Source organism: Streptomyces sp. CWNU-52B (assembly GCF_047444975.1).
Lineage (GTDB): Bacteria > Actinomycetota > Actinomycetes > Streptomycetales > Streptomycetaceae > Streptomyces.
On record NZ_JBLFJV010000035.1, the window covers coordinates 27,485 to 48,821 of the forward strand.

The 21,337-nt window shown below is 69.2% G+C and carries 12 protein-coding genes and 1 tRNA gene; 1 reads left to right on the plus strand and 12 read right to left on the minus strand.

Annotated elements, in window-relative coordinates; genetic code table 11:
• Positions 1-35: 35 nt before the first annotated feature.
• Positions 36-2,447: a Helicase associated domain protein gene (locus ACLVWQ_RS28435; protein ID WP_414112062.1), complete on the minus strand. Its 2,412-nt coding sequence runs from the start codon at positions 2,445-2,447 to the stop codon at positions 36-38.
• A 306-nt stretch (positions 2,448-2,753) separates the two neighbouring features.
• Here ACLVWQ_RS28435 and ACLVWQ_RS28440 point away from each other — a divergent pair, with 306 nt between their 5' ends.
• On the plus strand, positions 2,754-4,001 hold the full coding sequence (locus tag ACLVWQ_RS28440) for a DUF6236 family protein (RefSeq protein WP_414112063.1): 1,248 nt from the start codon (positions 2,754-2,756) through the stop codon (positions 3,999-4,001).
• A gap of 90 nt (positions 4,002-4,091) precedes the next feature.
• Here the strand turns inward: ACLVWQ_RS28440 and ACLVWQ_RS28445 are convergent.
• From ACLVWQ_RS28445 to ACLVWQ_RS28495, 11 genes are all read right to left on the minus strand, one after another.
• Positions 4,092-4,200, minus strand: a tRNA-OTHER gene (locus ACLVWQ_RS28445).
• A gap of 77 nt (positions 4,201-4,277) precedes the next feature.
• Positions 4,278-4,850, minus strand: coding sequence for a transcriptional regulator (locus ACLVWQ_RS28450; RefSeq protein WP_414112064.1), 573 nt, complete (start codon positions 4,848-4,850; stop codon positions 4,278-4,280).
• A gap of 20 nt (positions 4,851-4,870) precedes the next feature.
• Positions 4,871-6,454, minus strand: coding sequence for a helix-turn-helix domain-containing protein (locus ACLVWQ_RS28455; protein WP_414112065.1), 1,584 nt, complete (start codon positions 6,452-6,454; stop codon positions 4,871-4,873).
• On the minus strand, positions 6,454-6,750 hold the full coding sequence (locus ACLVWQ_RS28460) for a helix-turn-helix domain-containing protein (protein WP_383935071.1): 297 nt from the start codon (positions 6,748-6,750) through the stop codon (positions 6,454-6,456). Before ACLVWQ_RS28460 ends, ACLVWQ_RS28455 begins: the two co-directional genes overlap by 1 nt.
• A gap of 1,695 nt (positions 6,751-8,445) precedes the next feature.
• The gene (locus ACLVWQ_RS28465) at positions 8,446-9,072 is read right to left on the minus strand and encodes a hypothetical protein (protein WP_414112066.1); all 627 of its coding nucleotides are present in this window, start codon (positions 9,070-9,072) and stop codon (positions 8,446-8,448) included.
• On the minus strand, positions 9,069-10,058 hold the full coding sequence (locus ACLVWQ_RS28470; protein ID WP_414112067.1) for a hypothetical protein: 990 nt from the start codon (positions 10,056-10,058) through the stop codon (positions 9,069-9,071). Before ACLVWQ_RS28470 ends, ACLVWQ_RS28465 begins: the two co-directional genes overlap by 4 nt.
• Entirely contained in the window at positions 10,055-11,170 is a 1,116-nt protein-coding gene (locus tag ACLVWQ_RS28475) for a nucleoid-associated protein (protein WP_414112068.1), read from the minus strand. The genes ACLVWQ_RS28470 and ACLVWQ_RS28475 overlap by 4 nt, the downstream gene beginning before the upstream one ends.
• Positions 11,171-11,521: 351 nt before the next feature.
• Positions 11,522-12,787, minus strand: a complete 1,266-nt coding sequence (locus ACLVWQ_RS28480) for a DUF2399 domain-containing protein (RefSeq protein WP_414112069.1) — start codon at positions 12,785-12,787, stop codon at positions 11,522-11,524.
• Positions 12,784-17,781, minus strand: a complete 4,998-nt coding sequence (locus tag ACLVWQ_RS28485) for an SbcC/MukB-like Walker B domain-containing protein (RefSeq protein WP_414112070.1) — start codon at positions 17,779-17,781, stop codon at positions 12,784-12,786. Before ACLVWQ_RS28485 ends, ACLVWQ_RS28480 begins: the two co-directional genes overlap by 4 nt.
• Complete coding sequence (locus tag ACLVWQ_RS28490; RefSeq protein ID WP_414112071.1) at positions 17,778-19,130, minus strand: DUF2398 family protein; 1,353 nt, start codon at positions 19,128-19,130, stop codon at positions 17,778-17,780. The genes ACLVWQ_RS28485 and ACLVWQ_RS28490 overlap by 4 nt, the downstream gene beginning before the upstream one ends.
• The gene (locus ACLVWQ_RS28495; RefSeq protein ID WP_414112072.1) at positions 19,127-20,932 is read right to left on the minus strand and encodes a DUF2397 family protein; all 1,806 of its coding nucleotides are present in this window, start codon (positions 20,930-20,932) and stop codon (positions 19,127-19,129) included. The genes ACLVWQ_RS28490 and ACLVWQ_RS28495 overlap by 4 nt, the downstream gene beginning before the upstream one ends.
• Between the last annotated feature and the right edge of the window lie 405 nt (positions 20,933-21,337).

Below are 21,337 nucleotides of genomic sequence, written 5' to 3' on the forward strand. Positions count from 1 at the left end.
CCCCGGCAGCCGGTGACCACCAGTGGGCAGCCCAGTCATCCGGTGGTGGTGTCGGCTGGCGGCGCAGCCGGTTCCTCCTGAAGGATCTGTGCCAGCAACTGTGCTTGAGACTCAGGGAGTTGGCCGGAGTTGCGCTTGGTGCGGGCCTTGGCGAGCCAGGGGCCGATCATGACGCGGTCGCCGTCGACGTCGATCCACTCACGGGCCCCGGGGGTTCGTCCCCAGCGTTCGACGAACAGCTGCAGGATCTTGGCGGTCTGTGCGAACGTGCGCCGCCGCGGCACGGGCGGCCCGTCGGCGGCGTGCTGCGCGTTCAGGCGGATGCGGTCGGGGGTGAGGCCGATGCGGGTGAGCAGGTCGCGCTGGCCGTCTTCGAGTTGGGGCCAGATGGTGAGCTGGCGGTGCAGCCAGGCGCCCGCCTTCACGCCGTGGACGAGGGTGTCGCGGGTGAGGGTGCTGGGGTGGTGGCCGTCTTCGAGGTGGCGGCGCAGCAGGTGGTATTTGCGGTGCCAGTCGCCGCCGTGCGGGAGGCGCCAGTGCGGGTCCAGGGCGGTGAGCGCCGCTTCGCGGTCGGGCGCGAGGCGGTCTTTGCGGGATAGGGCGCGCTGGTCGGCGAGGAACTGGCCGCCGGGGGCGGTGGCGGGGACGGCGAGGTGGCCGTGCTCGGCGTGGTAGGCCTCAACCGTGGCCAGGTGGCCCTGCCAGGTGGCGTCGTGGTCGTCCCAGATCATGCCGAGTTCCTCGAGTTCGGCGATCCAGGGCTGGTCGAGGGCGCCGGCCTGGTGGGCGGTGCGCTGGCCGGTGATGAACGTGCCGAGCTTGTAGCCGTAGGCGTCCTCGTAGTCGGCCGGTACCCGCAGGTGGCCGTGTTCGGCCCGGTAGCGGACGGCGGCGGCAAGGCCTGCGCGGCGCGGTGCGGACAGGACGGCGCCGTGGGAGGGCCACACCAGCAGGTCCAGGGCGCGGGCGAGGGAGGTGGGATCGAGGGTGTGGTCGAAGCGGAAGCGGCGGGTGATGTAGGTGTGGGAGTCGCGGGCGGGGTGCTGGTTCTTGGTCCGGGGGGCGCGGGCGGCAATCGTCTGGTCGTGGTGGCGCAGGGCGGCGGTGACCAGCCACAGGGCTTCATAGGGGGTGCCGAGGAGGTCGGTGGGGTCGGCGCCGGGCGGGATGTAGGCGGGGATGATCAGGCTGGCCGTCTTGGTGTGCTGGGTGGGGGGTTTGCGCAGGGCCCGGCCCAGGGCCTGGACGATGCGGCGCACGCTGGCGGTGCGGTCGGCGAAGACGACGGCGTCGACGGCCGGCAGGTCGACGCCCTCGCCGAGGATCTTGGCGTTGGCCAGCACCCCGCGGGGCGCGTCGGTGAAGCGGGCGATGGTGTTCGCGCGGCGGCGGGCGTTGAAGGTGCCGTCGATGGACTGCACCACCACCTCGTCTGCCCAGGGCGGGCGCAGGTCGGCGGGCAGGGTGCGCAAAGTGTGGGCGAACTGGCGGGCGAAATCAGATGCGTCGGCGATCTGCTGGAAGTAGACGAACACGTGGCGCAGGTCGTGTTCGCGCATGGCCTTGAGGACGGCCAGGTGCAGGGCGGTGGTGCGCCGCGCGCTCGGCCCGGCGCCGGGATCGGTGAGCGCGGCGCGCAGATCGGTGTCGGTGATCGTGGGGACCACGAGCTGGTAGTCGGCCAGCACGCCGTCGTCGATGGCCTGGGCGTGGGAGTAGGTGTGCAGGCGGGGGCCGAAGATTTTCGGCTGGTCCATGGTCGCCAGCAGCGCCGGGTCCTCCCAGGCCGGTGCGGTGGCAGCGGTGCGTTTGGGCTGCGCCCCGCCGGTGGGCGCCTCGGCCAGGCGGGGGGCCTCCCACACGTAGGGGGTGGCGGTGAGGTAGAGGCGGCGCTCGGCGGGGATGCGCGCGTTGTCGTGCAGCGCGGTCCAGTTCTTCTCCCAGGTGCCCGCGGTGGCGTGGGCCTCGTCCACGATCAGCAGGCCGAAGACGGGGGCGGGGAAGTGCGCGGAGTGCTGGGCCTCTTCGATCTTGGACAGCGAGTCGTAGGTGAAGAACACCGTCGCTGTGGGGTGGCGGTTCAGCCAGTAGGCCAGGTACTCCCCCGCGTTGGTGGAATCCACAGCGGCCTGCGCGAGCTGGGGGTGGGAGGAGGCGCGCAGCGAGGAGACGGTGATCATCGGCTCGCGGCGGCCATCGGCGCGGGCGGCCGCCGCCCACTGGGTGACCAGGTCCAGGCTGGGCACCGCCACCGCGAGGTGGCCGATGCCCAGTTCCTCGGCGACCCGCAGCGCGTAGAGGGTCTTGCCGGTGCCGCACGCGGAGACGGTGTGCCCGCGAGTGCGTGGGCGGCGCAGGTGACGCACCGTCTGCAGGAGGCCCTGCTGCTGATCCGCGCGCAGGACCAGGCGCGCGGGGTGCTCGTCGGTAGTGGGCTGGGAGGTCATCGCGCGTTTTCCTCGGCGTCCGGCACGGAAGAGGCAAGGGAGTCCATCCTGGCCTACGGACGGGGTCCGGCGCGGTGCGGGTCCGCGCACCGCGCCGGGACGGTGAGGGCAGGCGGATGCTGCGGTTTCCGCACCTGCTGATCTTTCGGCATCGGACAGGCGTCAGATTCCCGGCGGCCTTGCGCGGCCGAACGGGCCGTCGACTGCGTCGTGTTGGCCGTGTGGTTGTGGGCACTGGTGGTGCCGGGGTCTACTACGGTTTCCTGGCGGGGTTGCCGAGGGGGCGGCCGTCGGTCAGGAGTTGTCATGCTGGCGCAGGTGGGGCTGTACTACCCGTTCATCCACTTCCGTGACGAGCGGTGGCTGAAGACGGCCGCGCTGTACTGGCGGGAGCTGGCGCGCGTCGTGCCGCAGGACTATCGCCTGGCGGACTCGCGGACCGCCCGGGTGCTGTGCGAGGAGTTCGACTTCATCACGCCGGTGGACCCGGCGCAGACCGCCCGGCAGGTGGCGCCCCTGTTCCTCGACGTTGTTGCCCGTCACGGCAGTGCCCTGCGCGCTGCCGGATACGGGGTGTCGCCGGCGTGGGACGACTGGGACCGCCGCGCGCGGGACCCCTTCACTCCTGCGCCGCCGCTCGCGCTGGGACCTACGGCGGGGCACACCCACAGCGGGCTGCCCGCGCGGGCGGGCGTTGCCGCCTCCTATGAGGAGGAGTTCACCCCCGAGCTGCGCGAGGTACTCCTGGAGTGCGGGCTGGCAGCCGATATACGGCGCAGACCTGGACTGCGGGAGCGGCAGTCCCTGGCGTACGGGCGCTGGATGGCGATGGACGCCCGACTCGCCTGGGTCTACAAGTGCGCGTTCGTCGAGGTCCTCGCGCGTCAGGGCCGGTACACGCCCACAACCGACCAGCCGGATGCGCACCTGGCGTCGGACGGCTGGGATGCGGACCGCGTCGCCCAGAGTCTGCTCGATGTCCCGGGCGCGGCAGCGGCCGCTGGGCCTGATGGCCTCACCGATGCGGTGGGGCTGCTGGCCATCCGGCTGGCCGTGCCGGCCGGGCTGGACAACGTACCGGTCGAGAAGATCGTCAAGCTGCGCCAGGAGCACCGCGCGGAGTTCGCCGCGTTCAACGCCGTCGTGACGCAGACCGTGGAGGAGCTGCGGCAGACGCTGACCGAGGAAAGGCTGGAGGAGACGCTCGTGCGCGATGTGCGAATGGCGGTCGAGGGCCGTTTCGATCTTCCCCTGCAGGCCTTGCGGGAGGCGATGAAGGCCCAGGGCATGAGTACGGCGTTCGGCCTGGCCAACGTGAAATTCGAGGTGCCCGCCCTGATGAGCCTGGCCGGTACGGCCGCAGGCGGCTTCCTCGGCCAGCCCGTGACGGGTGCGGCAGCCGGAGCGGCCCTCGGCTTCATGAACGCCCGTCACACGCACAAACAGCAGGTCAAAAGCCTCAAGGACGCGAAACCGGCCGCGGCCTATCTGCTGTCGGTGCAGCGCGGCCTGAAACCGCAGTCCCTCCTGCGGAAGATCACCCGGCGCGCCTGACCTGCCCGGCGCAGCGATCCGGCTCTTGCTGGTGCGCGCCGTTCACCGGTCCGCGACCGCCGCAGCAGTCGCCGATCTGCGATCCGGGGGGCGGTGTGGCGGGATTCGAACCCGCGACCTCCGATCGGCGTCGGCCGTAACCACCGTGCTCTACCGGTGAGGGCCTGCCTAACGGTGCTCTGACCGCTGCGCTACACACGGGCCATGCTGGCATCTCGGTGCATCGCAGGTCCAGAGGGTTCGACGCGGGACAGGTCCCCGGTTGTGGAACACGCCTCAGGCGGCGAAGCCGATGCTGGTGCAGTACTCGTACTGGCCCCACTGGGAGCCGAGGTCGACGATCTTTTCGATCCAGGCGTCGTCCAGGGCTCGGTCGTTGGCGGCGGCCCAGGCGTCGATGATGCGGTCCCAGTTGCGGACGTTGAGGGTGCGGTGCTCCAGGGTCCGCTGCAGGGGGCGGGAGACGAGGGACTGGTTGAGGGGGTGGATCTCCACGCGGGTGCCGCGGCCCTCGCGGTTGAGGCGCGTCAGCAGGTAGCGGGCGACGTTGGCGCGGCGCACGGTGCGGTAGGCGTCCTCGATGGCGGCGAGGTTCTTCTTCAGGGGGCGGCGCTCGCCCTTGAGCCAGGCGTTCAAGGTGGCGTCGGTGACGCTCAGGCCCGCGGCGCGGGCGGCGCGGCGGGCGTGGTCGGTGCGGGTGAGGTAGTGCAGGCGGGCGAGCAGGCCCCGCTCGGTGGTGAGGGGGGTGGTGAGGTAGGTGACGTAGGAGTCCAGCCGGCGGGCCACCAGTTCGTGGCCTTTGACGCCCCTGGCGCCGTACTTGCCGAAGTCGATGGTGCGCTCGGGCATGCGCTGCTCGTGCTCCTTGCCTAGTGGGTGGGCGGTTGGCCGGAGGCCGGGGCGGTGCCTGCGGTGTAGGTGTCCTTGACCTTGACCTCGGTGACGCCGCGGCCTTCGGTGAAGACGCGGCGCCAGTCGCCGATGACGTGCAGTTCGTCGGTGCCCTGGACGCTGACCACGCTCAGGTCCTCGCTGTGGGCCTTGTAGGCCTTGATCCACAGGTTGGCGAAGGCCTGCGAGCGGATCAGGTGCATCCAGTCGGGCCGGTTGAGCTCCCGGTTGTAAGTGGACTCCCCCATGGTGGAGACGAACTTGGAGTACATGGCCTTCACGTACTCGCCGGTGACCGTGTCGGCGGCGGCGATCGCCTGGTCGCGGGCGTCCTTGAGGGTGATGCGGAACTTCTCCAGCAGGCTCTCGGTCGCCCCCGAGGTGAACGACTCGTGGATCACCGGCGCCTGGCACAGCCCGTAGTTGGGGCCGGACAGGCGCAGCAGGAGGCGCAGGGTGGGTTCGGTGACCCACAGCGGGCCGTCTTCGTCGCGGTCGCCGAGCGGGTTGGGCAGGATGGTGTGGTGGTTCCAGGCGGGCGGGGTGATCAGGTGGACTCCGGCGCGGCGCCGGTCGTGGACATTGCCTTCGGAGTGTTCGAGCTGTCCGAGCGGCAGGTGGGTCTTGAGGGCCGACAGGTAGGCGCCGTTGATGTCCAGCGCCGTGACCGCGTGCTCGCCGGCGGGCAGGTGGGGGCGGGTCCACTTGGGGCGGGCCTCCCAGATCTGGTCGGCGCCCTTGGCGGACTGCTTGTGCAGGATGTCGGGCAGCCACGGGTGGGCGACGACGTCGTAGCGGCCGCCCTTGCGGGTGTGGTCCAGCAGGGTCATCGCGTTCGGGATGGCCTGCTTGACCAGGGCTGCGGTGGCGGCCTCGATGTCTCCTTGGTGTTCGGCCAGGGCGGTGGTGACGGCGTCCGCGATGAGGTCGGGCACGTCGGCGGCCGTCTGTACCCGGCCGCCGCGGCGCACCGTCTTGACGGGTGCGGCAGAGCGGGCCGCCGCACGGGTCGTCCGGCCGGGGACAGCCGCTCGCGCCGGGGGCACCGGGGCGCCAGGCGTAGGTGCGGGGGTGGGGGCAGGTGCGGGGGTGGGTGCGGTGCATTCGGCGGGGTCCAGGTGCTGGGGGTATCCGGCGACCTGGTGGCGTGCGTCGTGTCCGCACAGCACGCACGGGCGGGGCACGGCCAGGGCCTCGACCTCGTCGGCTTCCGGCCCGGCCGGTGCCTGCCCCTCGCCCTCGTGCGGTGCGGCAGCCGGTGGGGCACCGGCGTCAGCCCCGGGTTCGGGTTCGGGTTTGCTGGCGGCATCGGCGGCGAGGGAGGCGAGTTTGTCCTGGGCGCCCTTGAGGAAGTAGGCGTACCGGCCGCGGACTTCGCCGCCCGGGTCGCGGCCGCTCTCCCAGCCGGCGACCGTGGAGGGGCTGACGTCCAGCGCGCGGGCCACCTGCGCGCGGGAGAGATGCAGCGCCTCGCGCAAGGTCCGGCGCTGCTGGGCCGGGGGCAGTTCGGCCTCCGGACCGGCCGCGGCCAGCAGCGCGTCCACCGCGTCGAAGTGGGTCATCACCGCTTCCTTCCCGGCGCGTGCGCACCTTGCTGCTGTCCTGCGGTGCGGCGCGCATCGGGCAGTTGCTCGCACGCCCGGCTCGGGCCCGCCAGCAGATCCAGCACGTCGATGCCGTAGTGCTCGGCCAGCGCGTCGCAGTCGTCCAGGCTCCACGACGCGCTGCCGGCCTGACGGCGGCTCACCTGGGCCTGCGAGACCCCGAGCGCCTGGGCCAGTTGCGCCTGCGACTCCTGGGTGGCGTGCATCAGCGCCGCCACCGTGATCCCCACCCGCTCCGCCAAGGACATCTTCACACCCCACACCCTACCCCGCTTATGCGCTGAACGCATAAAAAAGCGTTGCCTGCATACATGATTCCTTCCGTGTATCTCTTCGTGCGGGCCGGGGGCTGTCCGCCCCGGCAGCGGCAGCCTCGCATCGCTCTGCACCGCGCGAGGGCCGTGAGGGGTGCGGCAGCGGACGGGGCAGGGCCGCGCCGCACCGCAGCGCGCAAGGGGCCATGATGGGCGCGGTCATCCGCCGGCGGCGCGGCGGCGGGACGGCAGCGGGGCGGGCCTTCCACGGCGTGGCGGGTCAAGGAGCCAAAGCGCCCGAAAGCCTGGTGTGCGCCGCTGCAGGCACCTGGTGTGCGGGACGCCGTGGACGAAGGGGGTCGCCCCCGCTGCCCGTGCCTGCCCGCCCTGTCACCGGGTGCCGGCAGGTCTCACAGAGCACCGGCCGACATACCCGGAAAGGAAACCGAACTATTTTAGGGCAAAAAAATTACCGAGCCGGGCTCGGTATCACAATAACAATGTGCAGGTTTTTCATTAGCGGCCTGTATCGACCTCAAGGGAATAGAAGTCCCGCTGACAAGAAGTCCCCTGCTGACTCACTTCACACCTTTCCCTTCCGGAGGTGAAATTCGCATGAAATTCAATACCAACGCAAGCAGCAAGGAGCATAAGGCAAAGACCCACCAAGCCCAGAACGATACGGAACTTCAAAGTCTTCTGCTTCATCCCTTCAAGGCGCATGCGCGCAGACCATCCCTTCTTGTTCAGCAGCTCCCTCCAGCGGCCCTCGACTGCACCACGCCATTGGCATTCCACCTGTTCAGAGCGGTTCTTCCTGCTCGTGGTGACCTCATTGCGCCCCACCCTGCACGTTCCCATGACTCGTTCCTCTCGTTAGTTTCAACTGGTTTCATCACTTCCTAAGCTTGACGACTGCGAGCACAACGAAGCCCGGATTGAGTCTGTCCCTCAATCCGGGCACAGCAATTACCCGCATTCATGCTTGCGGTGCGTCGAACTTCCCTTGGTGCATGTTTATATCTTAGCAGACCCCACAGGGCTAAGTAAAGGGGGTACGCCGCTTCTGGAATGACCGGATCCGTTTTCCTGGGTGGCGCTTCAGGCGCTTCAGTCGGGCGGTGGAAATGAGTGTAGGGATTTCTGCTTCATTGTCAAGCAGCGGTCGCGTGCGAGGTGAGACGGACTCCTTTCCCGATGGTTTCGGGGGTGAATACCCGTCTTTCCGGATGGAGGGGTCTGCCTGCTGGTTTTGCCGGTCACGGGCAGCGTTCCTGGCGGGTTGCGCGGGCCTGACCGGCGTCCGTGCCGGGCCCGGATGCGCGGTACGTGTTCGTCGGAGGCGGCCGCACTGCGGCTATTACGCTGGCGCCCAGCCGTCGCCGACGGCCACGTGTAGCGCTGAGGGAGCGCAGTGAGCAGTCGACCGATTCCAGCGGCAGTGGGGGCTCCTGCAGAGGGAGAGGTTTGTGCCGTGCGCCGCGTGACGGTAGCTCAAGCCCCAGACCGCGTAGGTCCCCGGTCGTCGGTGGCTGGTGATCGGGCGCCTGGGGTGTAGGCGGTTGCATGGCAGTCTCCGGACGTGCGCGGGCTGGCCAGGGGCGGAAGCGTTATCCGATTCTGTCAGTTCTCCCTTGCTGTCACAGCCGTCTCTGCCCTCGCTGGGTATGCGGGATCTTGGGTTCCGGCGGGAGGTCAGGAGCTCTGTGGCACGGGTGCCGGTGGCTGAGAGGGCACGGGCGGGGCGGCAGGCGTGGTCTGTAGGGCCAGTTTGCGGTAGCCGGTGGTCGTGATGGTGTGCCACGACAGGTAGAAGCCGACGGCGGCCAGAACTCCCAGGACGGTGACGGTGGCGACGAGGAGGGCGCAGTGTTCGACGGAGTATCGCGCCAGCGCGAGATCGGTGGCCAGGGTGAGCAGGATGCTGTTGAGGACCCAGCCGCGGCAGATCCGCAGGCGGGAGCGCGCGTAGTCGGCGCGAGCGACCAGGGCAGGGCTCTCAGCAAGTTTCAGGCGGGCCTGGGCGTAGGCGGCGGACGTGGAGAAGGACCGGGCTCGCAGTCGCCGTCGCGGGCGAGTGAGGGCAGTGTCTGCGGCGCGGTCGATCAGAATGCCCAGTGCGTAGGCGAAGGCGAGGGCTGCGCCGGCCGCAAGGGGCGTGCCGGCCGCGGGAGCCAGGCGTCGGCTGTCGTCGGGGCCGGCGATGGCCGCGGCCAGGATGCCTAGTCCGGTGAGGAAGCCGATGCCGACGACGAGGACTTCGACGAACATGGCGGTGGCGGCCACGACCGTGGAGGGTTCGGGCTGCGGCGGTCGGGTCACAGGTGAACGCTCCAGATCTCTGCCATGTCGCTAAGCATGGTTTCGGGTAATTCGTCGTCCCAAACGCTTCGCAGCAGCATCTTTGCGCTACTCAGGCGCTCGAAGATGATCAGGCTCTCTGGCTGGCTGGCCAGTACGTAGCGGCCGTGGGTTAAGAAGAGTTCGCTGGTGGGGCCGTAGTCGCGGTAGGCGTCCTCAAGCTGTTGGCGGTGCTGCTCTGCGAACTGGGCTAATTTGTTGGGGTAGTCAGGTTCGCGTTCGACGGTTTCGATCAGGACGTCGAGGATGTCTTCGGACAGGTCGCGCCGGTACTCGTGCTCGGTGAACGTGCGGTAGAGGAACTCTGCTTGGGCCAGGAGTCGGTTGGTGCGGGTGAAGTCAGGGTGCTGTGCCAAGACGTCTACCCCCCGTTCGACTTCGAGGTCGTACAGTTCGACCAGGGCGATCAAACGGTACAGCGACCTACTGACATCGCGGGGTACGTCGGTGGCGCCTGTTTTGTAGAGCAGTCGGTGGGACATGCGGGCCCACAAGTCCGTGGCTTCGGTGCGGATTTGGATCTCGCACTCGTAGGGTCGGCCGTCGCTGTCCCTGAGGTCGCCAGGGGCGAGGACTTGGACGTGCAGGCGGGGGTACTGCAGCGTGTACTGGCCCTCGACGTCGTCTCGTTCTCGGTAGTCCTGGGGGTCTTCGACCAGTGTCAGGTTGTCCTTGACCACCTCAAGGGCCTCGTTGAGGAAGCCTTTGTGCTGGACGATGATGCGGACGCCGGCCTTGTCTGTGATCTGGTTCCAAGGGTCGGGGTATTCCTTGTGATACGCCTTGGTGACGAAGCTGCCGGTCTCCTTCGCCCGGTGGGCAACTTCGCAGGTGATGTGGGCGCGGGCGGTCTTGCGCCGTAAGAGGGCCGCGGTGAGCTGTGCCGCCTTCCGGATGTTGGGGAGTTCCGCCTGGTACCGGTGAAAGGCGTCGTTGACGACGCTCACCCGGTGGAGTCCGGTCCGGGTGTTTGGATGTCTGTGTGCGGGGTGTCGGGTTTGCGTGCACTGTAGTGACTGCGTGTGGAGTTGATCTTTCCTGTGACGGTGACCGTGGAGGTGCCGTCGGGGTGTTCTTCGATCTTGATGTCCTCACGCACCCGCTTGACGGGGGCGACGATGGAAATGCCGCTGGCGAAGCCGATCTGCAGCTCGCTCAGGCGGGGGGCGACCCGCTCGATGTCCTTGTCGAAGATGTTCGTGGGAACGCTCTTACTGGCCAGATAGGCCAGGAAGCTGTCCTGGTCGTAGGGGTCGTCGAGGTGATCGGCCGCGAAGGCGGTGGGATCCAGGGTGGCGGTGTGGGAGCGCAGTTCGACCAGGACAGCCATCAGGTAGTCGACGCTCTTCTCGGGGTCGTCGACTCTTTTGTCGACCCAGTCGACTGCTGCCTCGTGGAATTTCTGGGTGAGGCGCTTGGGGTCCTCCTTCTGCCGGCATCCGAGGAAGGATTGAAGCCAGAACTGCGCCATTTTGCCCGACAGTTGCTTGTCAGCCGCCCATCCCTCAATGGGGCCGTCTTCAGGAATGCCGTCGGCGCAGAACAGGCCGGCCTTGTAGACCTTGTTGTGCTCGGTCATCAGGAGGTTGGTGACGTAGCTCATGTCGAAGGTGCGTTTGCCGTCGACGAGCACATCGTCTGCCCGGAACCCGCCCTCTTGCTCCAGCTTGACGATGAGCAGCGCCCGCTTTCCGGCGAGCCGGGCCGAGGCAACGAGCAGAAGTCCTGCGGAGCTGTTCCCCTTCCCCTTCTGGCTGTCGAAGAGGAGCTCGGCGAGGTCGGTGGAGACGCTCACCAGGTCATGCCGCTCGATGAGGTACTCGTAGACGCGGTCCGGCAGGGTCGACTTCTTGGTCTCGAGCTCCTCTACGACCGGGCGCCCATGCCTGGCGAGCACGCCTCGGAAGTTGGCCTGGATCTTGCCGCGCACATCCTCGCTGAGCGTGCACGGTGCCTCGCTGAACTCGATCTGCGCCGGTGTCGGGTCATTCCGTTTTTGCGTCGGGACCAGGTGAAAGATGGCCTCGTCAACGACGAGTTGAGCGAATTCGCCCGACATGACCCACCCCGTGAATCTCTTGCGAAGAGCCCAGCGACTGGGCTTCGACCGCATGTCCGCGCCACGTCGGAGCCGACGGGCGTGTGTGTTGTTCTTCGCGACGTGAGTCGCCCGTCCTGAGGCGGGGCGCTGCTCCTGCGTCAGGAAACTGATGCGGTCAGCGTAACGGTCTGTGTGCAGCGGCGAGGGTATTTGCCAAGGAGATATGCGGTTAGTCATCAAAATGACTGAAAATAGATGAACCATGCGTCATATGCAGTTGTCAGTAGGCTACTTCGGGCGCGTTGCGCACTCGTCGGCAGCACTGGGCGCCATGTCGATCCGCACTCTGTGTCATCAGCGTACGGGAGCTCACTCCTCCACCTGTCCTGGAGCGGGGGACCAGGCTTCCGGCTGTGAGGACGCCGGGTCAAGGAGGCGCGTGAGGACGGCGTCGTGTTCTTGATAGAGGACGCGTCCGGTCGCCTGCAGTTGGGCGGCCAGCGCGGGATCACAACTGCTTGGGAGAGGACCGAGTGGGACGGCAGACGGCTGGTCGCCGGCTGCGTGCACGAGAGCGGTGTCCATCGCGACGAGGCGTGCCCCGTAGGTCTGCTGCACTGTGGCGGCGATGTGCAGGCCCGCGGCATCCAGATCGCCTGCGTAGCGCAGGGGAACGCCCTGGTCGACTGCCAGTTGGAGCAGTGCATGGTCGACGGCGCGAAGCTGGCCGCTCGTGCAGGCGATGGGCTGGGGGCTGGCGCACTCCATCGCGGCCTCGAGGACGGAGGGGTTCTCGACGACGGTCAGCGGGTGCGGCGCCAACCGAGGCGGGGTGTGGGTGAGGTCGAGGAGGTTGAGGGCGACGGGAGTGGTGGCTTCATTGAGGCGGCGGTCGATGGGGCCATCGCCAAGGGCGCGGACCTGGTGGAGCAGGACGGTGGCGGAGAGCCGGTCGGCGATGATGCCGTGCTCGGCGAGCAGGGCGCGTATGTGGTCGGGGCGGGTGGGCTCCGGACTGCCTGCGAGCTCGGCGACAGCGGTAATGAGGCGCTGCCCGGGCCCGGTTATGGCATCGAAGTAGTGCGGGTCGCCTGCGTGGTCGTGGGCGATTTTGGCCAGGGTGCGGGGCGGCGTGTGCGGGAGGTGGCGGGTGACGGAGGCGAGGGCGTCGATGAGACGACGCATCTCGGGAACGGTTTCCTCGTCGGCTCCTGAGGTGAGCCTGGCCCGCAGCCGGGGCAGATGCGGCAGCTGCTCCTGGGCGTAGAAGGTCAGTTCTTGGCGCAGTTCGGCGGCGGCGAGGCGGCCGTGCCGACGGTTGACGACTTCGCGGCCCACGGCGTCCTCGACCAACGACTGCAGGGTGTCCACGGTCAGGCCGAGGGCGTCCAGGAGGGGATGCAGCGGCACTTTGACGCCCCGGTCGGTGTGCGGGACGCGGGTGCGGCCGCGGCGGCGCTGGGCGGATGTGTCGAGCCATGACTTCAGGGCGGCCACCGCGCCCGGTGCCAGGCCGGGCACGGTGACGGTGGCAATGTCGGCCGGGGTGCTGCCGGCGCTGAGGCGGTCATGGATGGCCTGCCACAGCGGGGCCAGTTCCGGGTCGGCGGCGAGGAGGGTGCGGTCGGCGGTCATGGAGTGTCCTGGGGCTGCGCGGCGGTCATGTCGAAGGTGAGGGGCTGGGGTTCGCCGTGGCCGTGCCACAGCCAGGGGACGGTGATGCGGCGCCGACCGGCGGTGACGACCTCGTGGACCATGGCGCGCTGGGTCTCTCGTTTGATCAAGGGGGTCATGAACGGGGCGGTGGCCAGGACGTCGAAGTCCCAGGAGCGCAGCAGGGCCAGGACCTGGCGCAGGTTGCGTTCGTCGAAGGCTGCGTCGATCTCGTCGATGGACAGCAGGCGGGGGCCTGCGTAGCCGCGGATGGAGTACATCGACCAGGCGGCCGCGAGCAGGGGCAGCATGGTGGCCAGGCGCCTTTCTCCGGTGGAGAGGGTTTCCAGCGGGTTGGAGCGGGCGGTGATTTCGCGGAACTTCTCCTTGCCGGCGGCCTCGAAGGAGGCGTGGGTGACGGAGATGGTCCAGTCGTACCAGCTGCGGTAGTCGAAGGTGTGGGCGACGCGTTCGGCCCAGGGCTCGCCGGCCTTTTCGTTCATGCGCTGGCGCAGCGCATCGTACATCTGTTCGAATGTGTCGTCGGAGGGCGGTTTGCCGATGAGGTCCACCATGCGCTGGGCCTCGGGGGTGTCGCGGACGTCCCATTCGACCTGGACGCCGACGTGGGCCACGCCCGTGCGGACGTCTTTGAGGGTGTCGTGGATCTGGGCGACCAGTTCGACGGCTGCTTGCCTGCGCAGTTGGATGTCGCGCTGGAGGCGGGTGAACAGGCTTGTCTTGAGGACCTGTTTGATGTCGGCGCGCAGGTCGTCCTCGAGCTGGGCGGCGGTGGCCTTGAGGTCCTGGACGGTGGTGGGCACGTCCTGGCCCCGCACCGCGGCGGGGTCGGCGACGACAGCACGCCGCCAGGGGGTGTCTTCAATGCCGAGCAGCGTGACCTGCCGGTCGAAGCCGGCCAGGTCGGCGCTGGCCTTGCGGGCGGCGGTTTCCAGCAGGGCCAGGTCGCGGTCGCGCTGGCGTTCCAGGGCGGTGCGGCGGTCGGTGCCGCCGGGGGCATCTGCGAGCAGACGCCTGGCCCAGGCCACGCTCGCGGTGAGGTTGGCGGGGCGGCCGTGGCCGGTGGTGGGCAGGTCGTCGGGGACTACGGCGAGACCCTCATCGACCAGGCGGCCGAGCCGGACCGTACAGGCATCGCGGCTCTTTTCGGCGGCTTCCCGCTGCGGGATGACCATCGTCAACGTGGTCTGGGCGGTGATGGCCTGCCGATCGGCTTCCTGCTGGCGGCTGCGGCAGTGTTCGGCACGGTCTTCGGCCTGCCGGAGGTTCTCCGCCGCGGCGTCCCGGTGGGCCATGAGCTCTTGGTACTGGGCACCGTGCAGGGCGCGCATTTCGGCAACCGTTGCGGCTTCCTCCTCGGCGCGTCGCTGGGACTGGGCGGCTTCCTGTTCGGCCCGGGCGCGGCGTGTGCGGCGCTCGGCGGCTTCGGTGTGGTCGCCGTCGGCCCGTGCGATCAGCTCGGCGACCCGCTGCGCGGCCGGGGCCCAAGCCTGGATGTGGCCCACGAGTTGGGCGACAGTTTCCCGGCGGGCGTCGAGATAGTCCGGTTCAGTGCGGAGCATGTCGCCTGCGGGCAGGGATGCTGCGCGGTTGAGTACGCGCAGTGCCTCACTGACGGCTTTGGAGGCGTCCTCGTAGCGGTCTGCGGCCTTGACGGCTTCGGCGCGTGCTCGGTTCAGTTCTTGTCCGGCTGCGTCCTCGGCCGTGTGCGCTGCCTCGACGGCTTCGATCGCCTGGGAGGGGAAGTTTTCGCGTTCGGTGTCGGCGGTCTGCTGGGCAGCCGCGGCGTGGGCGAGGGCGTCTGAGCTGGCCTCGGCGGTGGCCGCTTGGTCGGCCGCGGTATCTGCGGCGGCCTGGGCGGCTTCGGCTGCGCGGGCCTCGCTGTGCCGGGCGTGTTCGTGGGTAAGGGAGGCGGTGGCGACGGCTGCGGTACGGGTGGCCGCGGCTGCCTCGAGTTCGGCCAGGAGCCGCTCCAGAGCCCGGTCGGCGTCGGCCAGCGCTGCGGCGGTGCTGTGCTTGGCGGATTCGGCGGCCGCACGCCGGTCGGCAGCCTGGACGCGGGCGTCGTCGACCTGGTGGGCGGGCGGGAGGCTGTCGCGTTCGGCGGCGGCTTCGGTGATGTCCTGGCGGCGGCGCGCCAGGTGTCCTTCCTCTTCCGTGAGGGTGCGCTGGGCGACGGCCAGGTCGTCTTCGATGCGCCTGACACGCTGCTGGCGTGTCCGCTCCCGGGTGGTGCGGCCGATGAAGGTGGCCCGGTATCCGGCGGGAGCGCTGGCGGTGAGGACGCCGTTGGCCAGCCGGCCGGTCGCCGGGTCACTGCCGGGGGCGTCCAGCGGGATGGCGGCGAGGATCTCGCGAACGCGGGTGGTGTCGACGGCCTGGGTTTCCTCGACGACCATCAGGTCGGCCAGGGTGCGTCCCTGGGCGGGAGTGGTGGGGGTGAGAGTGAGATCGCCGTCGTACACCCGGCCGTCAGGGGTGACCAGGGCGTCCAGGAGGCCTGAGACGAGGAGGGCTCCTTCGAGGCGGTCAGCGTCGGCGGCGCTCAAGCCGGGAGCGAAGTCGACGAGTGCCCACAGTGGGATGCCGTCACCCTCGGTGCGGGTGCGCCAGGCCGGAGGCGTCGGGACCGGTGCGGCCTGCTGCGCCCGGTGCAGTTCTTCGGTGAGGGCGGAAACGGTTTCGGTCGCGGCCTGGACCTGCCGGGCCGCTTGTTCGGCCTGGCGTTGGAGGTGCGGTGCGGCCTGGGCGTGTGCACGTACTGCCGCCAGGATGAGGTCGTCGGGCCGCAGAGCGTTCAGGTCGGCTGCCGGTGCGGTCACATGGGGCAGGGGAAGGTCATCGGCAGACAGGTGGGTGAGGTCGTCGCGCCATGCGTGCACCCGGCCCAGCCAGTCGCGCACCGCCTGAAGGGCAGCCGCATCGGCTGCGGTGCAGGCCTGTTCGGCTGCGTCGAGCGCAGCCTGGGCGTTGCTGCGGGTCTGCTGGTGGACTCGGTGGGCCTGGGTGCGGCGGGTGTCGTCGGCTTCTGCCTCGGTGTGCGCCTGCTCCAGGGCGGCCTGGTGTGCGGCGCCGGCTTCGTCTGTGCTCTCCCGGGCTGCGGCGTGGGCGATGCGGGCCTGGTCTGCGGCGCGGGCAGCGGCGTGGGCCAAGGCGGCGTCAGCGGCCGCCTTCTGCTGGTGCCCGGGCAGATCGATGCAGGTACGGGCCGAAGCCACGGTGGACGCGAGCCAGACGGTGAGCCGGCTGGTGTCGGTGCGTTCCTCGGTCTCCCCCGGCCCGGTCAGCTCCGGCGGCAGCGGTCCGAGCAGGGGCGCGGTCTCCTGCCAGGCGTGGAGGCGGGTGGAGAGCTCCTCCTCCGTGTGTCGGCGGTCGCTGGTGGCCTGGGCGGCAGCTTCGCGGTGTGCGTGTTCTGCGTCTTCAGCGGCACGCTGTTCGTCCGTGGCCGTGCGCTGGTTGTCCTGCATGTGCTGGTAGGTGTGCAGAGCCCGGTCGACGGCCTGGATCTGTCGCTGGTGGTCTTCCGCCCAGGCCAGCGGGTGGCTGCACAACCAGGATGTGTCCAGCGCAGTGTCGCCGCCGTTGCGGGCCTCAGCGAGGGCCTCGGATGTGGTCATGAGGTGTTCGCAGGCAGCCCGCGCTCCCAGAGCGGTGGCAGTGGTGCCCAGGTCACCAGAAATCCGGGTGAGCTGGGTCTGGGCAGCCCGGGCGTCGTTCCGGCTGCCGGCGGCCTTGCCGTGAGCCTCGTCGGCATCGGTGCCGGCCGTCTGCGCGCGCTGGGCGGCGGCTTCGGCCTGTACCGCGAGATCGCGGGCGCGTTCCTCGTGGTGCGGCAGTTCGGCTCCGGCATGGTCCTTCAACAGTGCCTCGTCCGCGGACAGTTGCCCTTGGGCGCGGGAGATGTCGCTCTGCGCGCGGGCATACTCCTGGGCCGCGTCCTGGGACGCCTGCTCGGCAGCGGTCAGCTGGTCGGTGGCCTTCTTGAGGCTGCGGGCATGGTCGTCGAACTCGGTATTGGCTGCGGTCAGGGCGGCGGCTTCCACCTGGGCCAGGGTGCGCAGGTAGCGGCGGTAGCTGCGGTCGGTGCCGTCCAGGAGCTTGGCTTCCTGGCGGGTGCGCTCCAGTTTGTTTTCGAGTTCGGAGATGCGTTCCATCGCTTCGGCGACCTGGGTGAGGTTGTCGGTGTCGAGGGCGGGCAGGGCGTCGGTGAGGACCTGCCGCATCCGGGTGGGGGAAATGCCTTCGGCCGTGCGCACGCTGCGCAGGGAGCGCATGACGGCGAGCAGTGCCTCGAACTGGACCTCGTTGAGCGGGGCGAACAGACGGGTGCGCACGTTGTGGCGGTAGGAGCGCTCGTCTTGAGGAGTGAGTTGTTTCAGGGAGCCGCGCAGAGTTTTGGAGTCGGTGAACATCTCGCCCTGGCAGGCGGCCAGTTGTCCGGCGAGCGCGTCCAGGCCGACGGGCTCGCGTTCATGTTCCAGGATCAGGTCGCTGCCTACCCGGCCGGGGGTGAGGAAGAAGGCACGGTGCAGGTGGCCTGCGGTGGCGCGCAGCCACAGGCCGGTGGTCATGTACCGGGTGCTGCCGTCGGCCGGATCGTGCAGGCCGTACTCGAGCCACCAGATGCCGGTGCGGTCTTCCCGGTCGTTGAAGTCGGTGTGGCGGCTGGTTAGGGTGCCTGCGGCCTTGCCGGACACCGACAGGGCGGTTTGGGAGGTGTCAGCGTCCAGCAGGACGGTGATCAGCATGGAGGCGGTCAGGGACTTGCCGGAGCCGTTGGGGCCAACCAGGGCGAGCCAGCCTCCGGAGAAGTAGAGCTGTTCGCTGGCCCAGGCCCAGGAGTTGACGATGCCGGCGCGTGTGGGCTGCCAGCGGCCTTCGGCGGTGGGGGTGCCGATGATCGTCTCGTCGCCTGTCAGGCTCAGATGCGAGGCGGGGTGCTCGGTGGGCTTCATCCGTCGTCTCCTCGGCGAGCCTGGTTCGCGGCATCGGGGGTGGGGGCGGTCTGGTCCGTCTCGGGCGGCGTGAAGAGGGGTATCGCCGGGTCGGTGGACGCGGTGGCGGCTGGTGCGGGTGGCGGGGCGGGCTGGCGAACGCGGACGCGCCACAGGTGCACGCCGGGTGTGGGCAGCCAGGTATCGGGGTGGGCGGGTTCGGGGGTGAGCAGGCCGACGCTGGTCAGTTCGGCGGCCGCGGCGCGGGCCAGTGCGGGCATGCGTTCGTAGGTGGCGGCCCAGCGGGGCTGGTTGGCGCGTATCTGGGTGAACAGCTCCGCGATGTCGGTGAGGGTCAGCGGTGCGGTCGGGTCCTCGCGGCCGGGGAGGGTGGCCAGCAGGGCGAGGGCTGCCTGGCGTTCCGTGCGGCGGCCGTTGGGAAAGTCGATGCTGCTGGACTGGCCGCTGGGATCGGTGACCTGCCACCAGTCGCGGCGCACGGTCGCGGTGAGCCCGAGGGCGGCCAGCACGTTGAGGGCGCGTTCGCGTCCGCTCAGCGTGTGCAGGTAGGGGGTGGTGTCGGTGTCGTCGTCGAGAGGGTCGGTGGCGGGGTCGTCGACGAGGCGGCGGATGGCGTTCAGGCGCCGCTGTTCCAGCGTGGGGGCATCGTCTGTGGCGTGGGCGGTGTGATCCAGGAGGGACTCGGCGGACAGGGCGGCGGCATGCTGGTCCGGCGGCACGCCGTCGAGTTGCAGGAGGGTGGGTGACAGTGAGGAGAATCTGGTCGCGAGGCGGTCTCGGGAGGCCGTGACAATGAGGTCGCCGTCCTCGTCGGCCAGGGCACGGTCGAGGTCGGCGTCGACGGTGACGGTGCCTTCCGCGACGAGGATCTTCAGGGCGTCGGCCAGACTCTGGCGGTTGTGGCGGGCCTGTTTCTTGCTGACGTCTTCGGTGGCGACGACCGGGAATGTCGGCAGGCGTCCGTCGGCGGTGTCGGTCGCGCAGACCTGGGCGATGGCCTGCATGAGTTCGCGCACGCTCATGCGCGGGCGGCGCCACAGCTGTTCGCAGGCCAGGCAGATGAGGATCATCACCAGCGTGCCGGCCAGCGGCTGTTTCTCCCGCACCAGCCTCGGGCCCCGGTCGGCCGGCACGTCTTGGCGTCGTTTGTGCAGGCGGATCAGACCGGCGACCTTGTGGACCTCCAGGGTCCAGTTCAGTTCGGTGCGGAAGAACTCGGCCAGGGCCGGGTGGCCCTGAAGGGCCACCCGGTAGTGCTCGGGATCGTTTTCGATGGTGAGGCGGCCGGTCGCTTTGAGCAGGCGGGCGCTCGCGCGCAGGTCGGCGTCGAGCAGCAGGGTGTCGTTCATGCCACGCTCCGGTTGGGCCCTGGCGACCCGTGCTCGGCTGGGCGGTGTGGGGAGGATGTGTGGTCCTGGGGAGTGACCGACAGCCGCAGGTCGGGCCCGGACAGGTGTCCTTCGGCCAGTTCGACGGTGACGGTGGTGCGGGGACGGCCGGGCCTGACGGTGACGTCCAGGCCTGCCTCGTCGACGGTGGCCCGCCCCGTGCCGTCCTGCGGGTGGTGCTGGCTGAGCGCGACTTCGACGGCATTGAGCAGAATCAGCGCTGCCTCGAACGGCAGTTGGCCAAGGTATTCGAGGCCGACCTCGCCGTCAGTGGTCAGCAGCGCGGCCAGATGGCGGCGCCGCTGCGCGGCTGCTTGTGCCTGGGCGTGGGCCGCGGCGCGGTCGGCGGTGGTGTCAGGGACTTTGCGGGGCCGTCCGGTGGTCCGCCCGTGCCGCTCGTGTTCCCGCAAGGTCACCTCGACCTGGTGACGGCCGGAGCCGGACTGGGCGGGGGTGCCATGCGCGACGTCCTCCTCGGCGGCGCCGATGACGGCGTGCCAGGCGGGCCAGTCGCCGAAGGCGGCCGCGTACACGCGGCGGGCTTCGCAGTCGTCCGGCTGGCGGTGCAGGCTGTAAGCGAGGGCTCTGAAATCGACGCCCAGGTCGCTGCCGCGCCGGCGGGCCATGTAGCGGCGGTCGATGGCGACCAGCAGCGTGTGCACGGCGCCGCTGGCCGAGTCGATCAGCCGGTGTACCGTGCCGTCCGGTTCGAACCAGGCTTCCAGATCGTTCAGGCGGCGGATTCGTTCGTCGATCCAGTGCTGCTGGTCGGCGGCATCCAGGAGACCGGCGTGCTCGACGGCTGCTTCCACTGTGCGGGCGAACCCGGCCGTGCGCAGCTCGGCGAGGGCCCTCTCGACGCGCGGGAGGCCGCGCCCGTATTCGCGGGGGAACTGGCGCAGGGCCTCCACGACGCGGTCGCGGTTCTCGCCGAACACGTCGTTGTCCGTGACGTCGGACTGCACCATTTTCGCCAGTGCTGCGTAGAAGTCGGCCGTCACCCGCTGCAGTTCGTCGATGCGGGTGCGCACGTTTTCCAGGTCACCCGGCAGCCGGCCGTGATCCTCCTTCAGGTGGTCGAGGATCTCCCGCAGGGTGTCCTGAACTCCGTCCAGAAGGCGGCTGGGCAGCTGCAGGGCACGTACGACGTCGACGACCGCGGTACGTACGGCGGCCACCACGCCGCGTCCCCGCTGGGTCAGCGCCCACGCCTCCTCTCGCGCCGACAGGCCTTGCAGGCTGCGCAGCGGAGCCGCGTAGTCGTGAAACGGCTCGGCGAACTGCCAAGCCAGCAGCTGGTCCAGCAAAGAGCGCAGTTCAGATTCCGGCAGCGGGTCGTGGTAGCCAACTGCCTTCAGTTGCGCGGCGATGTCCGGCAGTGTCGCCATCGGCCCTCGCGTGGACAACTCCTCCAGGGCGGCCAGCAGCGCAAGGTAGCGCTCCTTCACGAGCCCCTCGGGCATTCCGAACACGTACCAGTCCCCCGGTACGACCTCCTGCCACCACATACGCGAACGCAACAGCATCTCCCTCTGCAGTCCGAGACCACCACGTCCCCGGCGATGCAGACCAGCGAGAGACACCACGCTGATCTGCTTTCCGAGCCGCTTTTGAAAGCTAGACGTCGCCACTGACAACGCCTGCCGGCATCCCGAGAATTCGAGGGATTTCAACCGCTTCCAATGACTCGAATCAACATCCTTGGCACCCAATCGGGCATCTGCCCGAAGCCGGGGCGCGAGCGCGTCCGCCTCGTTTATCACCGGGCGGCAGAAGCTCCATGGAATGTCTCTGGCCTGCGGCAACAAGCGTTTGAGAGGGACGATCGATACCCGCAGGGCCAACGGTTCCGAGCCCAGCGAACAGCGTCAGCCACCCTGGCGTCATCAGCCGAAATCAAGTCATTGTTCTTATGAAGGAGCGGCTACCTCACGCAAAAGCCGCTCGAACACATATTCCCAATTAGGAATTTCGAGTTCGTGTTCGAATTTCGACCCAGTCGATCATGCGCCCATCTCTGCGGCGACTGTGGTCGGGTAGCCGGATCACACACCTGTGACTGAGCCTCTGAGTTGGCCGGCTCTGCCTTGCAGACACACGTTGGACATGGAGAACGGTATGGCTGGATGATGGAGCGGCTTGTCAGCTCCACCGAATCAGGAGTTCGT

Excerpts from the sequence above, each read along its gene's own strand:
- ACLVWQ_RS28435 (WP_414112062.1), bottom strand. The coding sequence starts at position 2,447 with ATGACCTCCCAGCCCACTACCGACGAGCACCCCGCGCGCCTGGTCCTG.
- ACLVWQ_RS28440 (WP_414112063.1), top strand. The coding sequence starts at position 2,754 with ATGCTGGCGCAGGTGGGGCTGTACTACCCGTTCATCCACTTCCGTGAC.
- ACLVWQ_RS28450 (WP_414112064.1), bottom strand. The coding sequence starts at position 4,850 with ATGCCCGAGCGCACCATCGACTTCGGCAAGTACGGCGCCAGGGGCGTC.
- ACLVWQ_RS28455 (WP_414112065.1), bottom strand. The coding sequence starts at position 6,454 with ATGACCCACTTCGACGCGGTGGACGCGCTGCTGGCCGCGGCCGGTCCG.
- ACLVWQ_RS28475 (WP_414112068.1), bottom strand. The coding sequence starts at position 11,170 with ATGTCGGGCGAATTCGCTCAACTCGTCGTTGACGAGGCCATCTTTCAC.
- ACLVWQ_RS28480 (WP_414112069.1), bottom strand. The coding sequence starts at position 12,787 with ATGACCGCCGACCGCACCCTCCTCGCCGCCGACCCGGAACTGGCCCCG.
- ACLVWQ_RS28485 (WP_414112070.1), bottom strand. The coding sequence starts at position 17,781 with ATGAAGCCCACCGAGCACCCCGCCTCGCATCTGAGCCTGACAGGCGAC.
- ACLVWQ_RS28490 (WP_414112071.1), bottom strand. The coding sequence starts at position 19,130 with ATGAACGACACCCTGCTGCTCGACGCCGACCTGCGCGCGAGCGCCCGC.